Raw genomic sequence first — 21739 nt, 5'->3', positions numbered from 1 at the left:
CAGCGGACTGTCCTTGCAGTATAGATGTTCGCCATTGCGTGGCCGGGCGGCGTTGATACCTGAACCGGGTGGCGCCGTGATCTGGATAAACGGGGAGAGGGAATGAACGGAAAAGTCTGGGGACGCACTCTGTTGGCCAGCGCGCTGGCGCTGGCGCTGGGCGCCTGTGGTTCGGGCAGCGGGACCAAATCCACGCCGCCGGACCCGCCGCCGACAGCGCCGCCACCCACGCCCGCACCCCCGCCGACGCCGCAGCCGGCAGTGGACGCGCATCTGGCGCTGACCAATGCCAAGGCCGCGCATGCGATGGGGCTGACAGGGGCGGGCATCCGTATCGGCATCATCGATTCGGGGGTGATGCGCAACCATCCGGCGCTTGCCGGGCGGGTGATGGCCAACTACAGCTATGTCGATCCGCGCAAGAACAATCTGGCAGTGGATGACGTGGACGGCCATGGCACCACGGTCGCGCAGTTCGCGGCGGGAGCGGCGGCCGGGCAGTGGCCGGGCGGCATCGCGCCGGGCGCGGAGATCGTCTCGGCGCGCATCATCTCCGACAAGCCGCCCACCGATGACGGTTCCGGCCAGGGCAACGAGGTCGATGGCGCGCTGGGGCTGGCGCAGATCCATGACGACCTGATCAGCGCCGGCATGCGCATCATGAACAACTCCTGGGGCGGCCTGTACTGGACCCGGCCCACGGCCACCGCGCCGATCGCCGCCGAGTACCGTCCCTTCATCGCCAATCACGATGGGCTGGTGGTGTTTGCCACCGGCAACGAGTCGCGCGCCAACCCCACCGACATGGCGGCACTGCCGAGCAAGGCCGGACCGAATGGCACGCTGCCGGCGGCCGATCTGGAGCGTGGCTGGCTGGCGGTGGCGGCGCTGGACACCGCCAACCCGGACCAGCTGGCCAGCTACTCCAACGCCTGTGGCGTGGCGAAGAACTACTGTCTGGTGGCGCCGGGCACCGGGGTGTTCATCGGCCATGACAGCACCGCCGACAAGCTGGAATATTTCTATGGCAGCGGCACCTCCTATGCCGCGCCGCTGGTGTCCGGTGCCGCAGCGCTGGTGTGGCAGGCGTTCCCGTACTTCAACAACGACCTGGTGCGGCAGACCCTGCTGGGTACTGCCACCGATCTGGGCGATGCCGGAGCCGATGCGGTGTTCGGCTACGGCCTGCTCAACGTCGGCAAGGCGGTCAAGGGGCCGGCCAGGTTCGACTGGGGCGATGTCACCGTCGATCTTGCCGGTGAATCCACCTGGAGCAACGCCATCACCGGCAGTGGCGGCTTGATCAAGCGCGGTGGTGGCACCCTGGTGCTGGGGCATGCCGGCCTGTACCTGGACTACACCGGCACCACCCGCATCCAGCAGGGCACGCTGGCCGTGGCCGGTGACCTGCATCATTCCAACGTCGTGGTCGAGAGCGACGGCCGGCTGGCCGGCACCCCATGGCTGGGCGCCAGCCTGAGCAATGCCGGCAAGGTCGAGATCGACAGCGCCGGTGCGGCGCAGGGCGGCCTCCGTGTCGAAGGCGACTACACCCAGCAGGCAGGTGGCCGGCTGGACCTGACCATCGGTTATGGCCAGCTGCTGGTGAAGGGCAAGGCCACGCTGCAGGGCGGTGGCCTGCATGTGCTCGGCGTGCGCGACGGCTACGTGCATCAGGCGCGCGAATATGTGCTGACCGCCGATGGCGGCCTGAGCGGTACCTTCGATGCGCTGACCTCGGCGCCGGGCGTGCTGCTGACCGCCACCCAGGGCTACAGCGCCAATCAGGCGTGGCTGGATATCAGCCGGCTGGATGTCAGCGCCGCGGCGTTGTCGATGCGCAGCATCACCCCGCAGGCACTGGGGGCGGCGGTGCGCGTGGAATCGGCCTTCCGGAAGATCGATGCGCAGCAGGGCAGCGGCAGTGGCGTGATCGCCGACGGCTTCATCCGCGGTGCCGGCGCGATCCAGCGCAGTCCCAGCGAACAGGCCGTGGCCGGCACCTTGCGCAGCCTGTCCGGCGAGGCCCACGCCGCCGCCACGGCGATGACCTTCGACAGCATCGACATGAACCGCCGCGCGCTGTCGTCCCGGTTCGATGAGGCTGCGGGCGTGGCCGGCAGCGGCGGGGCGTGGATGCGTTCGCTGGGCGCGGGCGGGCAGGGCGGCTTCCTCGGCAGCGGCTACAACGCCGGTGGCTGGATGCTGGGCAGCGAGGTGGCGCTGGGAGGCAATGCGGTGGCCGGCTTCGCCTTCGGTGAAACCCGCGCCCATCTCGTGGGCGGCATCGCACAGGATCGCAGCCGTGACCGCCAGACCCAGAGCCAGCTCTATGCCGGCTGGCGCAACGGTGATGCCTACGTGCTCGGCCAGGCCGGGTTCGGCCAGTACCAGCGCGAGCTGGAGCGCGGGCTGCTGCTCGGCAGCGAGCGTGCCGGGGTACGTGCGCGCTACGGCGGCAGTTTCCTGTCCGGCAGCGTCGAGGCCGGTTACCGGCTCGGCCATGGCGCGGCATCGCTCACGCCCTATCTGGGGGCCGACTACACCCGCATCGCCGGTGACGGTTTCCGCGAGCAGGGCGGTTACGGCTTCGGCCTTCGCGCCGATGACTGGAACAGCACCCGCACGCAGGCGCTGGCCGGTGTGCGCGGGCAGTACCAGTGGCGGGGTGTCGCGCTCAACGGTTATGCCGAATGGCAGCAGGCATTGTCGGCCGATGGCCTGAGCCTGCAGGCCGGCTTCACCGGTGTGGATGCGTGGGCGCCGCTGGCTGGATTGCAGCCGGCCGGTTCCAGTGGCCTGTTCGGCCTGTCGCTGGACAGCTGGCTGTCACGCAATGCGCGGTTGTCGCTGGGCTATGACCAGCGCTTCGGCTCACGTGGTGACTACCGGCAGCTGTCGCTGCGCTTCCAGCAGGCGTTCTGAGTCCGCGCTGCGGGCAATGAAAAGGCGGGCGAGAGATCGCCCGCCTTTTTCGTATCCGCCAACCGACTTATTCGCCGCGCAGGCGGTTCATGCGCGGGGTGGCCCGGCCCATCGGCATCTTCAGTCTGCCGATGGCGGCGATGCGGGCTTCGGCGATCCGGTCGGCCGCGCGCTGCGGCGAGATGCCATCGCGCTCGGACTGGTCGAAGATCCTGCCGAGGTTGTGATAGATGCTGCGGATCTGCCGCATCGCCCGCTCGCGGTTGTAGCCGTCGATCTCCAGCGCCACGTTCATCACGCCGCCGGCATTGACCGCGTAGTCCGGTGCCCACAGCACGTCGCGCTTGAACAGCTCATCGCCCACCGCGTGGCTGACCAGCTGGTTGTTGGCGGTGCCGCAGATCACCTTGGCCTTGAGCCGCTCCAGCGTGTCCATATCGATGGCCGCTTCCATCGCACACGGGGCGAACACGTCGGCGGCCACGTCGTAGATCGCATCGGGCTTGACCGCCTCGCAGCCGTACTCGGTCACCGCCTGTTGCACCAGCACCGGGTCCAGGTCGGTCACATACAGCCTGGCGCCGCGCTCGCGCAGCAGCTTCACCAGCTCCATGCCGATATGCCCCAGCCCCTGCACGGCGATGCTGACCTTGCCGATCTCCTCGTGGCCGAACTTGCGGTTGATCGCCGCCATCAGCGCCTGCAGCGCGCCGTAGGCGGTGAACGGGGCCGGGTCGCCGGAGCCGCCATGGGCCTGGTGCACGCCGGTGACGAAACCGGTTTCCAGGTAGATGTTCTCCATGTCGTTGACGTCGGTGCCCACGTCCTCGGCGGTGATGTAACGCCCGCCCAGCGCCTCGACCTGGCGGCCGAACGCGCGCAGCAGCACCTCGCTCTTGTCGAGCTTCGGGTCGCCGATGATCACCGCCTTGCCGCCGCCCACGTTCAGGCCGGCCAGCGCGTTCTTGTAGGTCATGGTGCGGCTGAGCCGCAGCACATCACGCAGCGCATCGTCGGTGCTGGCATACGGGCGCATGCGCACGCCGCCCAGCGCCGGGCCCAGCGTGGTGTCGTGGATGGCGATGATCGCCTTCAGGCCGGCATCGTGGTTGTGGCAGAACACGACCTGTTCGTGGCCGGAAGTCTCGAGGGTTTCGAAAAGCATGGAAGCTCCGATTGCGCTGTTGCGGCAACGTCCGTGATCGTGCAGCCAAATGGCGGCCCATAAAACAAAAATGCGACGTCGTCGGGGTGAGTGACTCGGTCGCAGGGCGCCATTCTAAAGCATTCCCTCTCCACCAATGTCTACATGCGCCGGGGATGGGGTCGTCGCATGATGGGCGGCCCCCGGCAAAAACCGCAAAGGTCACGCTGCGCTGCAACCTGACCTCCCGGCCCCCCGGTTCTATGATCGGTTTCATCAGAAACAGGATGTCGCACGGCCCATGAGTACTCCCGCCCCCCACGTTCCGCAGGCCCAGCCCCCCATGCTCGATGCGAGCCGCACGCCGCTGCGCTTCGTCACCGCCGCCAGCCTGTTCGATGGCCACGACGCGGCGATCAACATCATGCGCCGGCTGATCCAGGCGCAGGGCGCCGAAGTGATCCACCTGGGCCACAACCGCAGCGTCGAGGACGTGGTGCGCGCCGCGCTGCAGGAAGACGCCGACGCCATCGCGCTTTCGTCCTATCAGGGCGGGCATGTCGAATATTTCAAGTACATGGTCGACATGCTCAAGGAGCGTGGCGCCGGTCATATCAAGGTGTTCGGCGGCGGTGGCGGCACCATCACCCCGGAGGAGATCCGCGAGCTGCAGGCCTATGGCGTGGAGCGCATCTACCACCCCAACGACGGCATGAAGATGGGGCTGGTGGAGATGATCGAAGACGTGGTCGCCCGCGCCGGTAGCGCGCGCGATGCCCACGCCCGCGATGCGGTGGACGACACCCCGGCCAATGGCGACGAGATCGGCATCGGCCGCGTGCTCTCGCAGCTGGAAGACGGCAACTACAGCGAGGCCGAGCTGGCGCACCTGCGCAAGCAGTGGCAGCTTGCGTCCGGCAAGACGCCGGTCATCGGCATCACCGGCACCGGCGGCGCCGGCAAGTCCTCGGTCACCGATGAACTGCTCAACCGCTTCCTGGCCAACTTCCCGGCCATGCGCATCGCGGTGATCTCGGTCGATCCCACCCGCCGTCGCACCGGTGGCGCGCTGCTGGGCGATCGCATCCGCATGAACTCGCTGCGCAGCCCGCGCGTGTACATGCGTTCGATGGCCACCCGCCGCCAGCACGCGGCCATCAACACCGTGCTGCGCGACTGCATCGGTTTCCTGAAGTCGCTGCACCTCGATCTGGTCATCGTCGAAACCGCCGGCATCGGCCAGAGCGATTCGGAAATCGTCGATCTGGTCGATTTCCCGATGTACGTGATGACCAGCGATTTCGGCGCGCCCAGCCAGCTGGAAAAGATCGACATGCTCGACTATGCCGAGCTGGTGGTGCTCAACAAGTTCGACAAGCGTGGCGCCGAAGACGCGCTGCGTGACGTGCGCAAGCAGTGGAAGCGCAACCGCGTCGCCTTCGCCATGAAGGATGAAGACGTTCCGGTCTACCCGACCATCGCCAGCCAGTTCAACGATCCGGGCATCAGCTGGATGTTCGCCAACCTGTGCCGGCTGTTGAACGAAAAGACAAACCGGGGTCAGGGTCCTGTTTCTGAAAAATCGGACTCTGACCCCGGTTTCCACCCCGACATCGACACCACGCTCAAGGAACCGCGCGCCACCGTGCTGATCCCCGGCAGCCGCGTGCGTTATCTGGCCGAGATCGCCGAACAGGGCCGCAGCATCAATGCCCGCATCGACTCGCAGGCTGAAATCGCCGAGCGTGCGCAGAGCTGCTGGCAGGCGCTCAAGGAACTGGGCGATACCGCACTGCCGGCCGCACTGGATCTGTTCCCGGCCGACGCGCTCACCGACGCCGCTGCCGATACCAGCCTGCGCACCCTGCGCCAGCGCTACAACGATGCGGTGCAGTCACTCGATTCCGACGCCCTGCGGCTGCTGCGCGAGTGGCCGGCACGGCTCAAATCCATCACTGATGAAGTCACCGAATACCAGGTGCGCGGCAAGGCCATCCGCGTGGAGAACTACCGCGAATCGCTGTCGCACCAGCTCATCCCCAAGATCGCCGCGCCCACCTACCGCAGCTGGGGCGAACTGCTGGTGTTCCTGCAGAAGGAAAACCTGCCCGGCTCCTATCCGTACACCGGCGGCGTCTACCCGTACCGCCGCAGCGGCGAAGACCCCATCCGCATGTTCGCCGGCGAAGGCACGCCCGAGCGCACCAACCGCCGCTTCCATTACCTGAGCGTCGGCCAGCCCGCCGCGCGCCTGTCCACCGCCTTCGATTCCGTCACCCTGTACGGCGAAGACCCGGCGCCGCGCCCGGACATCTACGGCAAGATCGGCAACTCCGGCGTCAACATCCCCACCCTGGATGACATGAAGAAGCTGTACTCCGGCTTCGACCTGTGCGCGCCTACCACCTCGGTGTCGATGACCATCAACGGCCCGGCGCCGATGATCCTGGCGATGTTCATGAACACCGCCATCGACCAGCAGGTCGAGCTGTACCTGAAGGAAGATGCCGCGCGCTGGGCCGAGGCCGAGGCGAAGATCGCCACCATCTTCGAAGGCCGCGCCCGCCCGCAGTACCACGGTGAACTGCCGCCCACCAACAACGGCCTGGGCCTGGCGCTGCTGGGCGTTACCGGCGACCAACTGGTCGATGCTGATACCTACGCCCGCATCAAGGCGCACACCCTGTCCACCGTGCGCGGCACCGTGCAGGCCGACATCCTCAAGGAGGACCAGGCGCAGAACACCTGCATCTTCTCCACCGAGTTCGCGCTGCGCATGATGGGCGACATCCAGCAGTACTTTGTCGATAACAAGGTGCGCAACTTCTACTCGGTGTCCATCTCCGGGTATCACATCGCCGAGGCCGGGGCGAACCCGATCAGCCAGCTGGCTTTCACCCTGTCCAACGGTTTCACCATCGTCGAGTACTACCTCGCCCGTGGCATGAACATCGACGACTTCGCGCCCAACCTGTCGTTCTTCTTCTCCAACGGCATGGATCCGGAATACACCGTCATCGGCCGCGTCGCCCGCCGCATCTGGGCACGCGCCATGCGTGAGCGCTACGGCGCCAATGAACGCAGCCAGATGATGAAGTACCACATCCAGACTTCCGGCCGTTCCCTGCACGCGCAGGAGATCCAGTTCAACGACATCCGCACCACCTTGCAAGCGCTGTATGCGCTGTTCGACAACTGCAACAGCCTGCACACCAACGCCTACGACGAGGCCATCACCACGCCTACCGAAGAGAGCGTGCGCCGCGCCGTCGCCATCCAGATGATCATCAACAAGGAGCTGGGGCTGAACTTCTGCGAGAACCCGTGGCAGGGCAGCTTCATCGTCGACAAGCTCACCGATATCGTTGAGGAAGCCGTCTACAAGGAGTTCGAAGCCATCAGCGAGCGCGGCGGCGTGCTCGGCGCCATGGACACCATGTACCAGCGCGGCAAGATCCAGGAAGAGTCGCTCTACTACGAGCACAAGAAGCACGACGGCAGCCTGCCGCTGGTCGGCGTCAACATGTTCCTGCCCAAGGAACACGCGGGCGAAGTGGCCACCGAGATCGAACTGATCCGCTCCACCGAAGAGGAAAAGGGCCAGCAGATCGAAAACGTGCGCACCTGGCAGCACAACCGCAACGCCCTAGCCCCCAAGGGCGAAACCTCGCACGCACACGAAGTGGGGCAGGGCGAATCAGTCGCTGAAATCCACGACGGCCACGGCCTGGCCTACCTGCAGAAGACCGCCCGCGACCGTAAGAACGTCTTCGAGGCGTTGATCGAAGCGGTCAAAACCCATAGCCTCGGCCAGATCAGCCACGCGCTGTATGACGTCGGTGGGGAGTATCGGCGGAATATGTGAATTGCTTGTATCAACAAGCGAGGCACAGACAAAAGGCCCGCAGATGCGGGCCTTTTGTTCTTTTTGCACTTGCAATGGTTACAAGTCAACTTTTATGACAGGTGGGACAGCAGTAGGCGCAGCCGTTTGATTGCCAGTAGGTGGCTTTGGCTTGCTGCACGGCAGAAGCGCAGTTCTGGTGGTAGCCGAGAGAAAGCTGATTGCTTGCCAATGGGAGGCGGCCGCAGGCCCCCGGTGTCAGATCGTGGACTTCGTGATCACCATTGGACTGGACGTTCTTGTTGACGCAGTAGTAGGGCATGCCTCAAGTCTCCGTTCGATGGGTGAGTACTGCGACGCCATCCTGTCAGCCTTCAGTCTCACTGCGTGAGAAGGGAGATTGCCAGTTGCCAAATTGAGGTTTTCCTGCGTAACAAACAGTGATCCAATTGGATAGTTCTGCCAATACACTGGAAGTCACGGCATGTCTTAGTATCTGTCTCTGCAATGTAATTGTGAGGCAGTTTGGGAAGGGTGGAGCCTGGCGGTTTGCTCATTTGAGATAAGTAATATAGGCCGCCGGGACGCCTAGTCAGCAGCCTCTTGCACTTGTTTTCCGTACCTAAGATGGCCTGCTACCCTCAGCAAATCATTCTCACGAATGCGTCCCTGGCTGGACAAGTGCGCGTACGCTCGCAGCTTGTTTCGATATCGCTTAGTCAGTCGAATCTGTGGTCCGTGGACAAGCACGCCGTGAACCTTCAAGCGCCCCGGAAGCTGATTGAATTCGGTCTTTTCCTCCGACAGCATCCAAGGCGTATCGGTTAGCAAGTTCACAAGCTCGGCACGTAACCCCTGAGGAAAGTCACCTGTTCCAGAAAAGACGATATCGTCTGCATATCGACTAAGACGAGTGTCGAATCGCCGAGAAATCTCAGATAGTCGCGTGTCGATAGCCGAAAGCGCTATGTTCGATAGCATAGGGCTGGTTGGAGGGCGGTCTCAAGATTCAAGTGCAACACGGAGTGATGAAAATTTCGCCAGCTCCTCGGCCATCGCTTCTTCCGGGCTTTTCCAGCCCAGTGTTTTACGTGGCCGTCCATTGAGCAGGCGTGCAATATCGTTGAGCAGGGTCTGACTGGCTATCGAAAGATCCGTTCCCTTTGGCAGGAACTGGCGCAGCAGGCCATTGGTGTTTTCATTGCTGCCGCGCTGCCAAGGGGCATGCGGGTCGCAGAACCAGATAGTCATGTTCATCCGCTTACTCAAGGCATCAAAACAGGCCAACTCGCTACCGCGGTCATAGGTCAGGCTCTCACGTAGGAAGGCCGGCAGTTTCTTCATCTGGCGGCTGAAGCCCTCCAGTGCATCTGCTGCTGTGCAGCCGTTCATCCGACACAGGATGACGAAGCGTGTCTTGCGCTCCACCAATACACCCACGGCCGAGCGGTTGAAGGCGCCCTTGATCAGGTCGCCCTCCCAGTGGCCTGGCAGCAGTCGCTGCTCAATTTCCTCGGGACGGTACTTGATGCTCAGCTCTTCCGGGACGAAGGTCCTGGCTGCGGCCGGCTTGCGCCTCGGGCCGCGCGTCGGCTTGGCTTGCCTGAGCGCTTCCACCATGGCCTGTTTGAGTCCACCGCGTGGCTGGGCATAGATGGCCGCGTAAATCGTTTCGTGGCTGACAAGGCCAGGGCGGATGGACTCAGGCATCTGGCGGAGTTTGGCGGCAATCTGCTGCGGTGACCAGCGCCTGTAGACAAGGTGGTCGTGGACGTATTGATAAAGCCTGCCTCCGGCCACCAACCGTTTCATTGGTCTGCAACGGCTGCGGCGCCGGCGATAGCTCAGAGCGGCTTGGCTGGCGTTGTACGCATCTTGATCGCAGCGCCGCAGCTCTCGCGAAACAGTGGCTGCCGATCGCCCAAGGCGCAGACCGATCGCTCGTAAACTGCTGCCGTTCTGGCGCTCGATCATGATTACGGCCCGTTCTTCAGGGCTCAGGTGTTGATAGGTTCTGGACATGGCAACGGCCCGATATGGGGGCGTTGCACTTCTCTCACTCCGGCATGGGCGGATGACGCAAATGCACGGCACGGGGATGTGGAGGAGTGGCTGCCACCATTTCCGGGCCGGCAACGTGGCCGGTCGTGCCGGTGTCTGCAACATGGCTCCAGGTGTGCTTTCACGCGACAATGCGCCGGCGGCACAGCGGTGCCGCGTATCACCACGGATCAAGCACTTTCCCATGCGAACTTTTGTAATGCGGGCGCGGGCGGCGCCGACCGACCGCCAGAAACTGCTGGCTTCGGTGGGGCAGGACGCGCACACCGAAATCCTGGCGCACACGCTGATGAACGCGATCTTCGTGGCGCAGTCGCACCGGGCCGATGTGGTGGTCTATCTGGTGCTGGAAAGCACCCAGGACTTCTCGCGCACCGTGCGCTTCGAGGTCAATGCCATGCACGAATTCAACGGCTTCCACGAGGCCGCGCTGCTGGGCAAGGTGGCCAAGGCGCTGGATGTGTCGCAGGGCATGGGCAAGGAGCAGGAGCGGCCGGTGGAATCCGGGGTCACGGTGCGCACGCTGAGCTTCGAGCGGCTGATGCAGGAGCTGGCGGCGGACCACCAGCTGTTCCTGATGGACCCGAAGGGCACGCCGATTGGCGAGCAGGTGTTCGCCGACAGGCCGTGCTTCGTGCTGACCGACCACATCCCGATGCCGAAGAAGGTCATCCCCAGTCTGGAACGGATGGGCGCCAAGAAGATCACGCTGGGGGCGACGATGCTGTTCGCCTCGCAGTGCGTGGTGCTGATCCACCACGCACTGGACCAGCGCTGAGATCCACCTGGCCCGGCCGGTCTGGGCGCCGCTGAGGGGTGTGGCGGACCGGCGCGGCGCCGATACTTTCGTCACGCGCGTGGCACGGTGTCTGGGTGCGAGAGTGGGTTTTTCCCGTCTTGCACCGGAGTGTCTGGATGACCAGCCGTCGTGATCTGCTCAAGCTTGGCGCCCTGGGCGCCGCTGCCACCGTATTGCCGGCAACGGCGCTGGCACACTCCGCTGCACCGGTGACGCGCGCCGCCCGGCCGCTGCGCATCCTGATCCTCGGTGGCACCGGGTTCACCGGGCCGTTCCAGGTCAACTACGCGCTGGCGCGCGGCCACAAGGTGACCATTTTCAACCGCGGCAAGCGGCCCTCGCCGGAGTGGGCGGGCGAGGTGGAGCAGCTGCACGGGGATCGCAATAGCGGCGACCTGTCCGCGCTCAAGGGCCGGCAATGGGACGTGTGCATCGACAACCCGACCAGCGTGCCGTTCTGGGTGCGCGATGCCGGCAAGGTGCTGCGCGGCAATCTCGGCCATTACCTGTTTATTTCTTCCATCTCCGCCTATGCCGATGGCAGCAGGCCGGGCATCACCGAGGACGCCGCGCTGGCGCCCTACAGCGGCAAGGATGCGATGGCCGAGACGCAGGAAAGCCTGATGGCCGACATGGAGAACCTGTTCGGTCCGTTGAAGGCGTTGAGTGAAGCCGAGGCGCTCAAGCAGTTCGGCGAGCGCACCACCATCGTGCGCCCCACCTACATCGTCGGCCCGCGCGACCAGACCGACCGCTTCAGCTACTGGCCGCTGCGCGTGGCGCAGGGCGGGGAGATGCTGGTGCCGGGAGAGCGCGACGATCCGATCCAGATCATCGATGGCCGCGATCTGGGCGAATGGATGATCCGGTTGGCCGAGAACGGCACCTATGGCGCCTTCAATGCGGCCGGGCCGGACTACACGCTGGGCATGGAGGCGATGCTGCGCGGCTGTCAGGCGGTCACCGGCGGTGGCGTGGACTTCACCCATGTGCCGATGTCGTTCCTGGAAGAACACAAGGTCTGGCTGCCGATCTGGGTGCCGCCGCGCGACAACCCCTACGCCGGCTACGGGCAGGTGAGCAATGCCCGTGCGATCGCCGCCGGGCTGACCTTCCGCCCGCTGGCCACCACGGTGGCCGATCTGCTGGCATGGTTCGGCAGCCTGCCGGCCGAGCGTCAGGCCAAGTTGAATGCCGGTATCACCCGTGAGAAGGAGGCCGAGCTGCTCACGCTTTGGCACGCACGCGCGGCCGGGTGACAGGCAGGTTCGGCGCGCGGATGCGATATTGCGCGGTACGGCCGGTTGCAGGCTGGACGAAGACTTGGGAGAGAACGACACGATGGACAGACGGCGTTTCATTGGCGCTACCGCACTGGCAGGGGCGTTGCTGCCGCTGACGGGCATGCAGGGGGCGACGGCGGCCACACCGCGCGGGCGGCTGCTGCCACCGGCCTTGAACAAGGGCGACACGGTGGGGCTGGTGAGTCCGTCCGGGGCCAGCAACGAACGGCTGAACCTGCAACTGGCAGGGGAGGCGATGGAGGCGCTGGGCTTCAAGGTGAAGACCGGCGCGCACTACGGCGACCGTTACGGCCATCTGGCCGGGACCGATGCCGGGCGGGCCGGTGACTTGAATGCCATGTTCGGCGACAGGCAGGTCAAGGCGATTGTCTGTGTGCGCGGTGGCTCCGGCGCGGCGCGGCTGCTGCCGCTGCTGGACTACGAACGCATCCGCGCCAACCCGAAGGTGCTGCTGGGCTATTCGGACATCACCGCGCTGCATTGCGCGATCCAGGCCAAGACCGGGCTGGTGACTTTCCATGGGCCGATCGCCGCGGCCAGCTGGCCGCGCTTCAACGTCGACCAGTTCGAGCGGCTGTTCTTCCAGCGCGAGCTGATGCAGTACCGCAACAGCATCGTCGCCGGCGACGAACTGGTGCCGCGCAGGAACCGCACCGTCACGCTGCGCGGTGGCAAGGTGCAGGGCGAACTGGTCGGCGGCAACCTGACGGTGCTGACCGCGCTGGCCGGCTCGGCGTACCTGCCGGATTTCCGCGGCAAGATCCTGTTCCTGGAGGATGTGGGCGAAGCGCCGTACCGCATCGACCGCATGTTCAGCACCTTGAAGCTGATGGGCGCGCTGGACCAGATCGCCGGTTTCATCTTCGGTGACTGCAACGACTGCAAACCCGGCGACGGCTACGGCTCGCTGACGCTGGACCAGATCTTCGATGACTACATCCTGCCGCTGAACATCCCGGCCTATACCGGCGCGATGATCGGCCACATCCGCGAGCAGTTCATCGTGCCGGTCGGCGGCAAGGTGGAAATGGACGCCGATGCCGGCAGCTTCCGCCTGCTGGAGCCGGTGCTGGCCGCCGGCTGAGGGATGGCCGGCGCCCTGCCGGGCATGGAGTGGAATGCAAAGAGCCCCGCATGGCGGGGCTCTTTGCTGTCTGGCGGCATGGCGGAAACCGCTTCCGTCATGCCGGCGCGCCACTTACGCCTTGACGGCGGTCTGGGCGGCGGCCTGCTTGCGCTGGGTGTTGCCCTTGGAGCGGAAGGCGGTGACGTTCACACGCAGGGGCGTGTTGCCCAGTACCTCGATGCGCCCGCCCTGCTTGCGGAATGCGGCCAGATCGGCGGCGATGCTTTCGCTGGTGATGTCGAAGCTCACGTTCTTGCTGGCGGCGCTGGTGCGCTTGATCTGCGGGGACGAGGCGGTACGTGCCTTGGTGGCCTTGCGTTGCATGGAATCTCCTTCTGACGATGCGCCTTGGCGGGCCTGTCGACCTGCCGGCGGAACGGCAACGGCGCCGTGAGGCGGGTGTTGCCGGGATCGGAACTTCCCGGGGTGGCGCGAGAACTGCGCCCATACGCGCCCACGATGGCGGCGTGAAGGATGGACGGGAAGTGCGGGCATGATGCCTGAACGAGGCTGAACTTGATGTTATTTCTGTATGAATTCCGAAGAAACCGGCGTCTATGCGCCGATTTCGTGGATTTTCAGCGACGTTCCGCCTGAATTCGCCGGTCTGGCCGGCTCAGGGCGTCGGGCCGGGGAGACTGCGGCAGCGTTTGCCGGCCTTGGTGGCATACATGGCGCTGTCGGCATGGCGCAGCAGGGCATCGACGGTGGTGCCGTCCGCCGGGAAACAGGCTACGCCGATGCTGGCGTCGACCCGGGTGATGCCGTCGATGTGGCTGGCGCAGCCGCTCAGCTGCGCGCGCAGCAGCTGGGCGATTTCCAGGGCGAGGGCGCTGTCGCCGCAACCGGGCAGCACCGCGATGAATTCGTCCCCGCCGATGCGGGCGATCAGGTCGCCCTGTCGCAGGCCCTGGCGCAGTTGCAGCGCCACCTCGCACAGCAGCTGGTCGCCGGCCTGGTGGCCGAGGCGGTCATTGGTGTCCTTGAAACCGTCCAGATCGATATACAGCAGGGCCAGCCCTTCGCTGTCCTCGGCCGCGCGCAGCAGCGCCTTGTCCAGCTCGCGCTGCAGGTGGTGGCGGTTGGGCAGGCCGGTCAGCGGATCGTGGCTGGCCAGGTGTTCCAGCTGCCGCTCGAAATTGCGCAGGGCGGTGACCTCGTGGCCCACGCCGATGCGGATGCCGTATTCCGGCAGCCATTTGGCCGACCACTGGATGTCGACCACGCTGCCATCGCGGCACAGGTAGCGGTTGCGGAAGTTCTGCCGGGCGCGGCCTTCCATCACTTCGCGCGCGGCCTGTTCGGTGGCGGTGCGGTCGTCGGGATGCACCAGTTCCAGCAGCTGGCGGCCGACGACCTCGTCGGGGCGGTAGCCGAAAATGCTCTCGAAGGCGGCGTTGACCATCAGCAGGCGGCCATCGGGGGCCACCACGCACACCGCGTCCGGGAGCAGGTCCAGGATCTCGCCCGAGGGTGGCAGTTTGAAATGCATGGGACGTCGGAAGGCTGGTCGCAGGAGTGGTGGGAACGGATGACCGGGTGCCACGGGGGAACGCCACTGTAAGGGATGCGGCCGGCAGGGAGTGTGCTGGCGATGGGCGGCGGGCATGCCGTGGTCAACCGCCGGCCGGTTGCGGGCAATTGCCGCTGCCGGGTTTGCTACCCTGTGGCTCTTTCGGCCCTGGGTCGCTCCGGTATTGCCAATGGTGTGGTTGCGCGTTGTCCCTATTCTGCTGCTGATCGTCCTCAATACACTGCTGCATTGCATGCCGCTGTTCGTGGTGGCGCTGGTCAAGGCGGTGCTGCCGTTCGCGCCGGTGCGGCGGGCCTGCAACCCGTTGCTGACCGGTCTGGCCGAGAGCTGGGTCTCGGTGAACAGCGCGATGATGGCGATGTTCACCGGCACCCGCTTCAGCGTGGAAGGCCAGGCCGACCTGCTGCGTGACGGCCACTACCTGGTGCTGGCCAACCACCAGAGCTGGGTGGATATCCTGGTGCTGCAGAAGGTGTTCAACCGCCGCATTCCGCTGCTGCGCTTTTTCCTGAAGCGTTCGCTGTTCTGGGTGCCGGTGCTGGGGTTGGCGTGGTGGGCGCTGGATTTCCCGTTCATGGGCCGCTACACCCGCAAGCAGATCGCCAAGAACCCGGAGCTGGGCCGGCGCGATATGGAAGTCACCCGCAAGGCCTGCGAGAAGTTCCAGAGCATTCCGGTGGCGGTGATGAACTTCGTCGAGGGCACGCGTTTCACCGCCACAAAGCACGCCGCGCAGAATTCGCCGTTCCAGCACCTGCTCAAGCCCAAGTCCGGTGGCGTGGCGTTCGTGCTCGATGCGATGGGCAAGGGTCTGAACGCGTTGCTGGATGTGACCATCGTCTATCCCAAGGGCATCCCCTCGATGATGGATCTGATGGGCAACCGCGTGCCCGAGATCAAGGTGCTGATCCGCCAGCATCCGATCCCGGCCGAGCTGATCGGTGGCAACTACCAGGACGACCGCAGCTTCCGCGCGCAGTTCCAGCAGTGGATGAACGGCCTGTGGCTGCAGAAGGACGCCGACATCAGCGCGTTGCTGGCCTCCCGCAACTGAGCGCAGCCGGATGGCAGCACAAAGGCCCCGGAAGGGGCCTTTGTTGTTTGCGGGGTCGGATGGGGGGTGGCAGGGCGGCTGGTCGCGGCGGTGGACACCACGCGGCGGCTGATCAGGCCAGTGGTGGTCCGTCGGCGGTTTCCAGGCGCGTTCCCGGCACGCAGTCACGCGCGCGCAGCTGCTGCAGCATGGCGCCGCCGTTGGCCAGGAATGCGGCATCGGCCGGCACCTGCGCCTCCTGTGCCAGTGCGTGCAGCTGCTGGTGGCCGCTCAGCTCGGGATGCAGTTCCAGCCGCTCCAGCAGGCGGTACAGCAGCGGTGACAGTTCGGAGAAGACGATGCGGCCGTCCGCCTGCCGCCGGGCCAGCAGCAACGTCGGCTGCGGTGGGAGCGAGGTGGGGCAGTGGTCCGGGCCGATCTGGTGCACCGGCCACTGGTAGGCCAGCGGCCGGCACCACGGTGAAAGCACCGGCCCGCCCGCGAGCAGGTCGCCGTCCGGGTCATGCGGCGGCATCGGTGCATCGCTGATCTGCAGGGCAAGTTCGATCCATTCGTAATGGGCCAGCTCCAGCAGCCACGGGGCACCGCTGTCGGTGGGCCGGGCATCGAGGAAATGGATGAACTCCTGGCCGATCTCCGGGAACAGCGGCGAGCGCGCGCGGTGCTCGCGGCAGAACGCGCGCACCAGCGGCAGCCAGCGCTGCTCGCCCAGCGTGCGGGCGATGACCGGGAAGTTGGCTGCCAGCAGGCTCTGGATATTGTTGAAGTACAGCTCGCGATAGACCTGCAGGCGGCGCGCATCGATCCGCGCCGGTGCCGGCTGCTGCTGCGGATCACGCAGGTGGGCGGCGAAGTGCAACTGCAGCTCGCGCAGGGACTCAGCCATGGGCGGAAGCCGTCACCGGAACGGCAGCCTGCTGCAGTTGGCGGATCTGCCCGACTTCGGCCAGCAGCTCGGCCAGTGGCGGGAAATTGAAGTCGCGCTCCAGCAGGGTCGGGCGCACGCCATGCCGTGCGTAGGTGTGCGCCAGCAGTGACCACACATCGTCCTTGACCGGCATGCCGTGGGTGTCGATCTTCAGGTCGACGGCTTCGTCGTGATGACCGGCGACGTGGTAGCTGGCAATGCGTGCCGATGGCAGCCGGGCGAGGAACTCCCGCGCGTCATAGCCGTGGTTGATGGCGTTGACGTAGACGTTGTTCACATCCAGCAGCAGGTCGCAGTCGGCTTCTTCCAGCACCGCGTTGATGAAGCCGGCCTCATCCATGTCGGCGGCGGGCACGGCGTAGTAGGAGGCGTTCTCCACCGCGATGCGGCGACCGAGGATGTCCTGGGTCTGGCGGATGCGCGCGGCGACGTGCTGCACGGCTTCTGCGGTGAACGGCAGCGGCAGCAGTTCGTACAGGTGGCCGCCATCGCTGCACCAGCTCAGGTGCTCGCTGTACATCGCCACGCGGTGCCGGTCGAGAAAGCCGCGGGTACGGGTGAGGAAGTCCACATCCAGTGGTGCCGGGCCACCCAGTGACAGCGACAGGCCGTGGCAGCTCAGCGGATGCCGTTGCGACAGCTCGGCCAGCGCCTCGCCCAGCCGGCCACCGACGCCGATCCAGTTGTCCGGCGCACATTCGAGGAAATCAAACGCATCGGCCGGTGCCGCCAGCAGGGCGTCCAGCAATGAACGTCGCAGACCCAACCCTGCACCGGCCGGAACCGGCCAGTGCGGAGTGGAGGCGGGTGACTCAGTGGTTGCCGCCACACTTGCCCTCGCCACACTTGCCTTCGGCCTGGGCCTTGGCTTCGCCGGCGGCCTTGTCTGCGGCCTTGGCGTCGGCAGACGTGTCCTTGCTGGCGCCGCACTTGCCCTCGCCACACTTGCCTTCGGCATGGGTCTTGGCGTCGTCGGTCTTGTTTTCGCTGGCGCCGCACTTGCCTTCGCCACACTTGCCCTCGGCGCTGTGCTTGGCGTGGGCGTCGTCGGTCTTCGCGTCTTCAGTGGTGGCCTGCTCGGTGGTCGGCGGGGTCTGCACGGTGGCGCCGAGCGCGTAGCCCTGAGCCAGATCGTTGATGGCGAAGGCCGGAGCCGAGGCCAGGCCGCCGATCAGGGCGGCACCGAGGGCAAGGGAAGTGGTTTTGCGGATGTCGATGGCCATGTCTGCGCTCTCCGGAAAGGGGTGGGCCGGGGGAGAGCGGAGAGTAGCAAGCATCCATGCAGGTCGGCGTGGTTTTCCGCGCACGCATACGGGAACGGCGCGGCCGGACGCTACCGGCAGCGCCGTGACGGGGCCGCGACTGTGCTGCAACGGGACAGCGGCCAGCGCCGCTGCCGGTCCGTGTTCAGGCGTGGTCGACGGTGCTGGTTTCGTCGCGCTTCTCGCGCGGCGGCAGCGGCGCATCGCCGTGCACGAGGAACCACACATTCTCGGCGATATTGGTGGCATGGTCGCCCACGCGCTCCAGGTTCTTGGCCATGAACAGAAGGTGCGTGCACGGGGTGATGTTGCGCGGGTCTTCCATCATGTAGGTCAGCAGCTCGCGGAACAGCGCGGTGTACTGCGCATCCAGCCGGGCGTCGTCGGCCCGCAGCTGCAGGGCGGCCTCGGCGTTGTTGTCGCGATACGCTTCGAGGGCGCGACGCACCTGTTGCGCGGCCAGTTGGCCCAGCGCCTGCAGTCCCTGGATATGCGGCAGCGGCGGCATGCTGGCCAGTGCGATGGAACGCTTGGCGACGTTGGCGGCGTAATCGCCGATGCGCTCGATATCGGCGGGAATGCGCAGGCCGGCGAGGATCTCGCGCAGGTCGCGTGCCATCGGCCCGCGCAGCGCCAACCGCATCACGTCGTGGCTGATCTGCTGCTCGAGTTCGTCGATGGCTTCGTCATTGGCGACGATGCGTTCGGCGGCCTTCTCGTCACGCCGTTCGATCACGTCCAGCGCCGCTTCCAGCTGGGCGACGGACATCTCGCCCATGCGCACGATTTCGGCGACCAGACGCTGCTGTTCCTCGTCGTAGCTTCTGACGATGTGGTCGTTGGGGAGGTTCATGAGTTTGGGTCCAGTGGGTTCGTTCGGTTTTGCCGCAGCCATCCATGGCGTTTGATCTCCAGCTTCGGATCGTCCTGCCCGGCCCTCCGTGGCCGGGCGTTCGCGGTCGCAGCCGATGCCGATAGGGCATCGGCCAGGCGCGACCACTCACCCAAATCGACCGGTGATGTAGTCCTCGGTCTGCTTTTTCGACGGGTTGGAGAAGATCGTCTCGGTGCGGTCGTGTTCGATCAGGTCGCCCAGGTACATGAAGGCGGTGTAGTCGGACACGCGCGCGGCCTGCTGCATGTTGTGGGTGACGATGGCGATGGTGTAATCGTCCTTCAGCTCCTCGATCAGCTGCTCGATGCGGCTGGTGGAGATCGGGTCCAGCGCCGAGGTCGGCTCATCGAGCAGCAGCACGTCCGGGCGCAGCGCCACGGCGCGGGCGATGCACAGGCGCTGCTGCTGGCCACCGGACAGGCCCAGCGCGCTCTGGTTGAGCTTGTCCTTCACCTCGTCCCACAGCGCCCCCTGACGCAGCGCCTGTTCCACGCGCACGATCATCTCGGCCTTGGACAGCTTCTCGTGGTGGCGGATGCCGTAGGCGACGTTCTCGAAGATGGTCATCGGGAACGGCACCGGCTTCTGGAACACCATGCCCACCTTGGAGCGCAGGCGGTTCATCGGGTACTTCGGCGAGAGGATGTTCTCGCCATCGAGCAGCACCTCGCCGCGGGCCTCGAGCTTGGGATACAGCGCGTAGATGCGGTTGAAGATGCGCAGCAGCGTGGACTTGCCGCAGCCGGACGGACCGATCAGCGCGGTCACGCGCTTTTCTGGGATCTCCAGGTGGATGTTCTTCAACGCATGGAACTTGTCGTAGTAGAAATCCAGGCCACGCGCGGCCAGCTTGACCGGTGCGGTGGGCTGCAGCGACTGGTGGGCGGCGGGCACGCTGATGCGCTGCATCGGCACGGCATTGCTGAGGTCGTTCATGGCATGGTCCATGGGATCAATCGTTCAAGTTCAGTCGTTTGAAATGCGGTTGCGCAGCAGCAGGCCGCGCGCGGAGAGGCTCACCAGCAGCACGAACACGGTCAGCACCAGCGCGCCGGCCCAGGCCAGCACCTGCCAGGATTCGTAGGGGCTGCCGGCGTACTGGTTCATCACCACCGGCACCGAGGCCATCGGCTGGAACACGTTGGAATTCCAGTACTGGTTGCCGAAGGCGGTGAACAGCAGCGGTGCGGTTTCGCCGGAGATGCGCGCCAGTGCCAGCAGGATGCCGGTGACGATGCCGGCCATCGCGCTGCGGTACAGCACCTGCATGATCACCTTCCACTGCGGCACACCCAGCGCCAGTGCGGCTTCGCGCATCTGCACCGGCACCAGCCGCAGCATCTCGTCGGTGGTGCGGATCACCACCGGCAGCACGATGAAGGCCAGCGACAGCGCGCCGGCAAACGCGGAGAACTGGCCGCCGGTCTGCATCACGTACAGCGTGTAGACGAACAGGCCCAGCACGATCGACGGTGCCGACAGCAGGATGTCATTGACGAAGCGCACCACCGTGCCGGCCTTGCGGGCGTTGCCGTACTCGGCCAGCCAGGTGCCGGCGGCCACGCCCAGCGGCGTGCCGATGGCGATGGCCAGCGCGCACATCACCGCGCTTCCGAAGAAGGCGTTGAGCAGGCCGCCCTGCTGCATCGGCGGCGGCGTCATCTTGGTGAACAGATCGATGTTGATGCCCGGCAGGCCCTTGGACAGCAGCGTCCACAGGATCCAGCCGAGGAAGAACAGGCCGAACAGCGCGGTGGCGCAACCCATCAACAGCGCCACGGTGTTGGTGATGCGGCGGCGCAGGTACAGCGATTCGGACGAGGCGGTGGACATCAGTTGCCCTCCTTGCGGGCCAGGCGCATCAGCATCAGGCGGGCGATCGCCAGCACCACGAAGGTGACGATGAACAGTACGAAGCCGAGCAGCAGCAGCGCCGAGCGGTAGGTTTCGGTGGCCTCGCCGAAGTCGTTGGCGATCAGCGCGGCGATGGTGGTGCCCGGCTCCAGCAGCGACGGCGTCAGGCGCACGCTGTTGCCGATCACGAAGGCCACCGCCATCGTTTCGCCCAGCGCACGGCCCAGGCCGAGGAAGATGCCGCCGATCACCGCCGAGCGGGTGTAGGGCAGCACGATGTCCCAGCTCACTTCCCATTTGGTCGATCCCAGCGCGTAGGCCGATTCCTTCAGGCGGGTCGGCACGGTCAGGAACACTTCGCGCATCACCGAGGAGATGAACGGGATCACCATGATCGCCAGCACGAAACCGGCGGTGAGCATGCCGATGCCCAGCGGCGGGCCCTGGAACAGCACGCCGATCAGCGGCAGCGTGCCGAGGTGGTCGTTGAGGAACGGGGTGACGTATTCGGTCATCACCGGCACCAGCACGAACAGGCCCCACATGCCGTAGATGATCGAAGGAATACCGGCGAGCAGTTCGATGGCGGTGCCGATCGGGCCGCGCAACCAGCGCGGCGCCACTTCGGTGAGGAAGAAGGCGATGCCGAAACTCACCGGCACCGCGATCAGCATCGCGATCACCGCGGTGACGATGGTGCCGTAGATCGGCGCCAGCGCGCCGAACTTGTTTTCAACCGGATTCCACTCGGCCGAATAGAAAAAGCTCAGGCCCTGCGCCTGCAGGGCATGGCGGCCACCCCACAGCATCGACAGTGCGGCGCTGGCGAGGGCGACTAGCACGAAGGCCACGGTGGCGATCAGGAACCAGCGGAACAGCCGGTCGTTGCGGGCGTCGCGCAGGTCACGCGAACTGGGCGAAACAAGAGGCGGTGCGATGGCATTCATGGCAGCGGCGGGGGCCCAGGAGGATGCGGTGGTGTTTCTGTCCCCGGGGTCGGGGAGTACAG

General features: G+C 65.7%; 18 protein-coding genes. 6 read left to right on the top strand and 12 right to left on the bottom strand.

The window, feature by feature from the left end:
• Window positions 1-102 precede the first annotated feature (102 nt).
• Window positions 103-2925 (top strand): S8 family serine peptidase, encoded by a 2823-nt coding sequence (locus ACSBPQ_RS10560; RefSeq protein ID WP_442682108.1) that lies wholly within the window; start codon window positions 103-105, stop codon window positions 2923-2925.
• Window positions 2926-2992: 67 nt separating this feature from the next.
• Here ACSBPQ_RS10560 and ACSBPQ_RS10555 read toward each other — a convergent pair whose 3' ends face one another.
• Window positions 2993-4090 (bottom strand): Glu/Leu/Phe/Val dehydrogenase dimerization domain-containing protein, encoded by a 1098-nt coding sequence (locus ACSBPQ_RS10555; RefSeq protein ID WP_442682107.1) that lies wholly within the window; start codon window positions 4088-4090, stop codon window positions 2993-2995.
• Window positions 4091-4370: 280 nt separating this feature from the next.
• Between ACSBPQ_RS10555 and ACSBPQ_RS10550 the strand changes: the two genes are divergently transcribed.
• Window positions 4371-7934: a methylmalonyl-CoA mutase family protein gene (locus tag ACSBPQ_RS10550; protein ID WP_442682106.1), complete on the top strand. Its 3564-nt coding sequence runs from the start codon at window positions 4371-4373 to the stop codon at window positions 7932-7934.
• Between the two features lie 85 nt (window positions 7935-8019).
• Here ACSBPQ_RS10550 and ACSBPQ_RS10545 read toward each other — a convergent pair whose 3' ends face one another.
• Window positions 8020-8235 (bottom strand): hypothetical protein, encoded by a 216-nt coding sequence (locus tag ACSBPQ_RS10545; RefSeq protein WP_442682105.1) that lies wholly within the window; start codon window positions 8233-8235, stop codon window positions 8020-8022.
• Window positions 8236-8915: 680 nt separating this feature from the next.
• Entirely contained in the window at window positions 8916-9935 is a 1020-nt protein-coding gene (locus tag ACSBPQ_RS10540) for an IS30 family transposase (protein WP_407585290.1), read from the bottom strand.
• A 223-nt stretch (window positions 9936-10158) separates the two neighbouring features.
• On the opposite strand from ACSBPQ_RS10540, the gene trmY reads away from it, so the two are divergent.
• From trmY to ACSBPQ_RS10525, 3 genes are all read left to right on the top strand, one after another.
• Window positions 10159-10752 carry a tRNA (pseudouridine(54)-N(1))-methyltransferase TrmY gene (gene trmY, locus ACSBPQ_RS10535; RefSeq protein ID WP_442682104.1) on the top strand — a complete coding sequence of 198 codons (594 nt, stop codon included), beginning with the start codon at window positions 10159-10161 and terminating at the stop codon, window positions 10750-10752.
• A gap of 137 nt (window positions 10753-10889) precedes the next feature.
• Window positions 10890-12032: an NAD-dependent epimerase/dehydratase family protein gene (locus ACSBPQ_RS10530; RefSeq protein ID WP_442682103.1), complete on the top strand. Its 1143-nt coding sequence runs from the start codon at window positions 10890-10892 to the stop codon at window positions 12030-12032.
• An 82-nt stretch (window positions 12033-12114) separates the two neighbouring features.
• Window positions 12115-13161, top strand: a complete 1047-nt coding sequence (locus tag ACSBPQ_RS10525; RefSeq protein WP_442682102.1) for a S66 peptidase family protein — start codon at window positions 12115-12117, stop codon at window positions 13159-13161.
• Window positions 13162-13275: 114 nt separating this feature from the next.
• Here ACSBPQ_RS10525 and ACSBPQ_RS10520 read toward each other — a convergent pair whose 3' ends face one another.
• Window positions 13276-13527, bottom strand: a complete 252-nt coding sequence (locus ACSBPQ_RS10520) for a hypothetical protein (protein WP_442682101.1) — start codon at window positions 13525-13527, stop codon at window positions 13276-13278.
• Between the two features lie 292 nt (window positions 13528-13819).
• Window positions 13820-14695, bottom strand: coding sequence for a diguanylate cyclase domain-containing protein (locus ACSBPQ_RS10515; protein ID WP_442682100.1), 876 nt, complete (start codon window positions 14693-14695; stop codon window positions 13820-13822).
• A gap of 211 nt (window positions 14696-14906) precedes the next feature.
• Between ACSBPQ_RS10515 and ACSBPQ_RS10510 the strand changes: the two genes are divergently transcribed.
• Window positions 14907-15791, top strand: a complete 885-nt coding sequence (locus ACSBPQ_RS10510) for an acyltransferase (protein WP_442682099.1) — start codon at window positions 14907-14909, stop codon at window positions 15789-15791.
• Between the two features lie 112 nt (window positions 15792-15903).
• Here the strand turns inward: ACSBPQ_RS10510 and ACSBPQ_RS10505 are convergent, their stop codons facing one another.
• From ACSBPQ_RS10505 to pstC, 7 genes are all read right to left on the bottom strand, one after another.
• Window positions 15904-16677 carry an HvfC family RiPP maturation protein gene (locus tag ACSBPQ_RS10505; protein ID WP_442682098.1) on the bottom strand — a complete coding sequence of 258 codons (774 nt, stop codon included), beginning with the start codon at window positions 16675-16677 and terminating at the stop codon, window positions 15904-15906.
• Complete coding sequence (locus tag ACSBPQ_RS10500) at window positions 16670-17485, bottom strand: HvfB family MNIO-type RiPP peptide maturase (protein ID WP_442682097.1); 816 nt, start codon at window positions 17483-17485, stop codon at window positions 16670-16672. The genes ACSBPQ_RS10505 and ACSBPQ_RS10500 overlap by 8 nt, the downstream gene beginning before the upstream one ends.
• Window positions 17486-17531: 46 nt before the next feature.
• The gene (locus tag ACSBPQ_RS10495; protein ID WP_442682096.1) at window positions 17532-17942 is read right to left on the bottom strand and encodes an HvfA family oxazolone/thioamide-modified RiPP metallophore; all 411 of its coding nucleotides are present in this window, start codon (window positions 17940-17942) and stop codon (window positions 17532-17534) included.
• Window positions 17943-18126: 184 nt separating this feature from the next.
• Complete coding sequence (gene phoU / locus ACSBPQ_RS10490) at window positions 18127-18834, bottom strand: phosphate signaling complex protein PhoU (protein WP_442682095.1); 708 nt, start codon at window positions 18832-18834, stop codon at window positions 18127-18129.
• A 147-nt stretch (window positions 18835-18981) separates the two neighbouring features.
• Window positions 18982-19812, bottom strand: coding sequence for a phosphate ABC transporter ATP-binding protein PstB (gene pstB, locus ACSBPQ_RS10485; protein WP_442682094.1), 831 nt, complete (start codon window positions 19810-19812; stop codon window positions 18982-18984).
• Between the two features lie 30 nt (window positions 19813-19842).
• Window positions 19843-20709: a phosphate ABC transporter permease PstA gene (gene pstA / locus ACSBPQ_RS10480; RefSeq protein ID WP_442682093.1), complete on the bottom strand. Its 867-nt coding sequence runs from the start codon at window positions 20707-20709 to the stop codon at window positions 19843-19845.
• On the bottom strand, window positions 20709-21677 hold the full coding sequence (pstC, locus tag ACSBPQ_RS10475) for a phosphate ABC transporter permease subunit PstC (protein WP_442682092.1): 969 nt from the start codon (window positions 21675-21677) through the stop codon (window positions 20709-20711). Before pstC ends, pstA begins: the two co-directional genes overlap by 1 nt.
• Window positions 21678-21739 lie beyond the last annotated feature (62 nt).

The sequence above is a fragment of the Stenotrophomonas sp. JC08 genome (assembly GCF_052180205.1).
GTDB lineage: Bacteria > Pseudomonadota > Gammaproteobacteria > Xanthomonadales > Xanthomonadaceae > Stenotrophomonas.
This window is presented reverse-complemented; position numbering and strand designations above follow the sequence as displayed.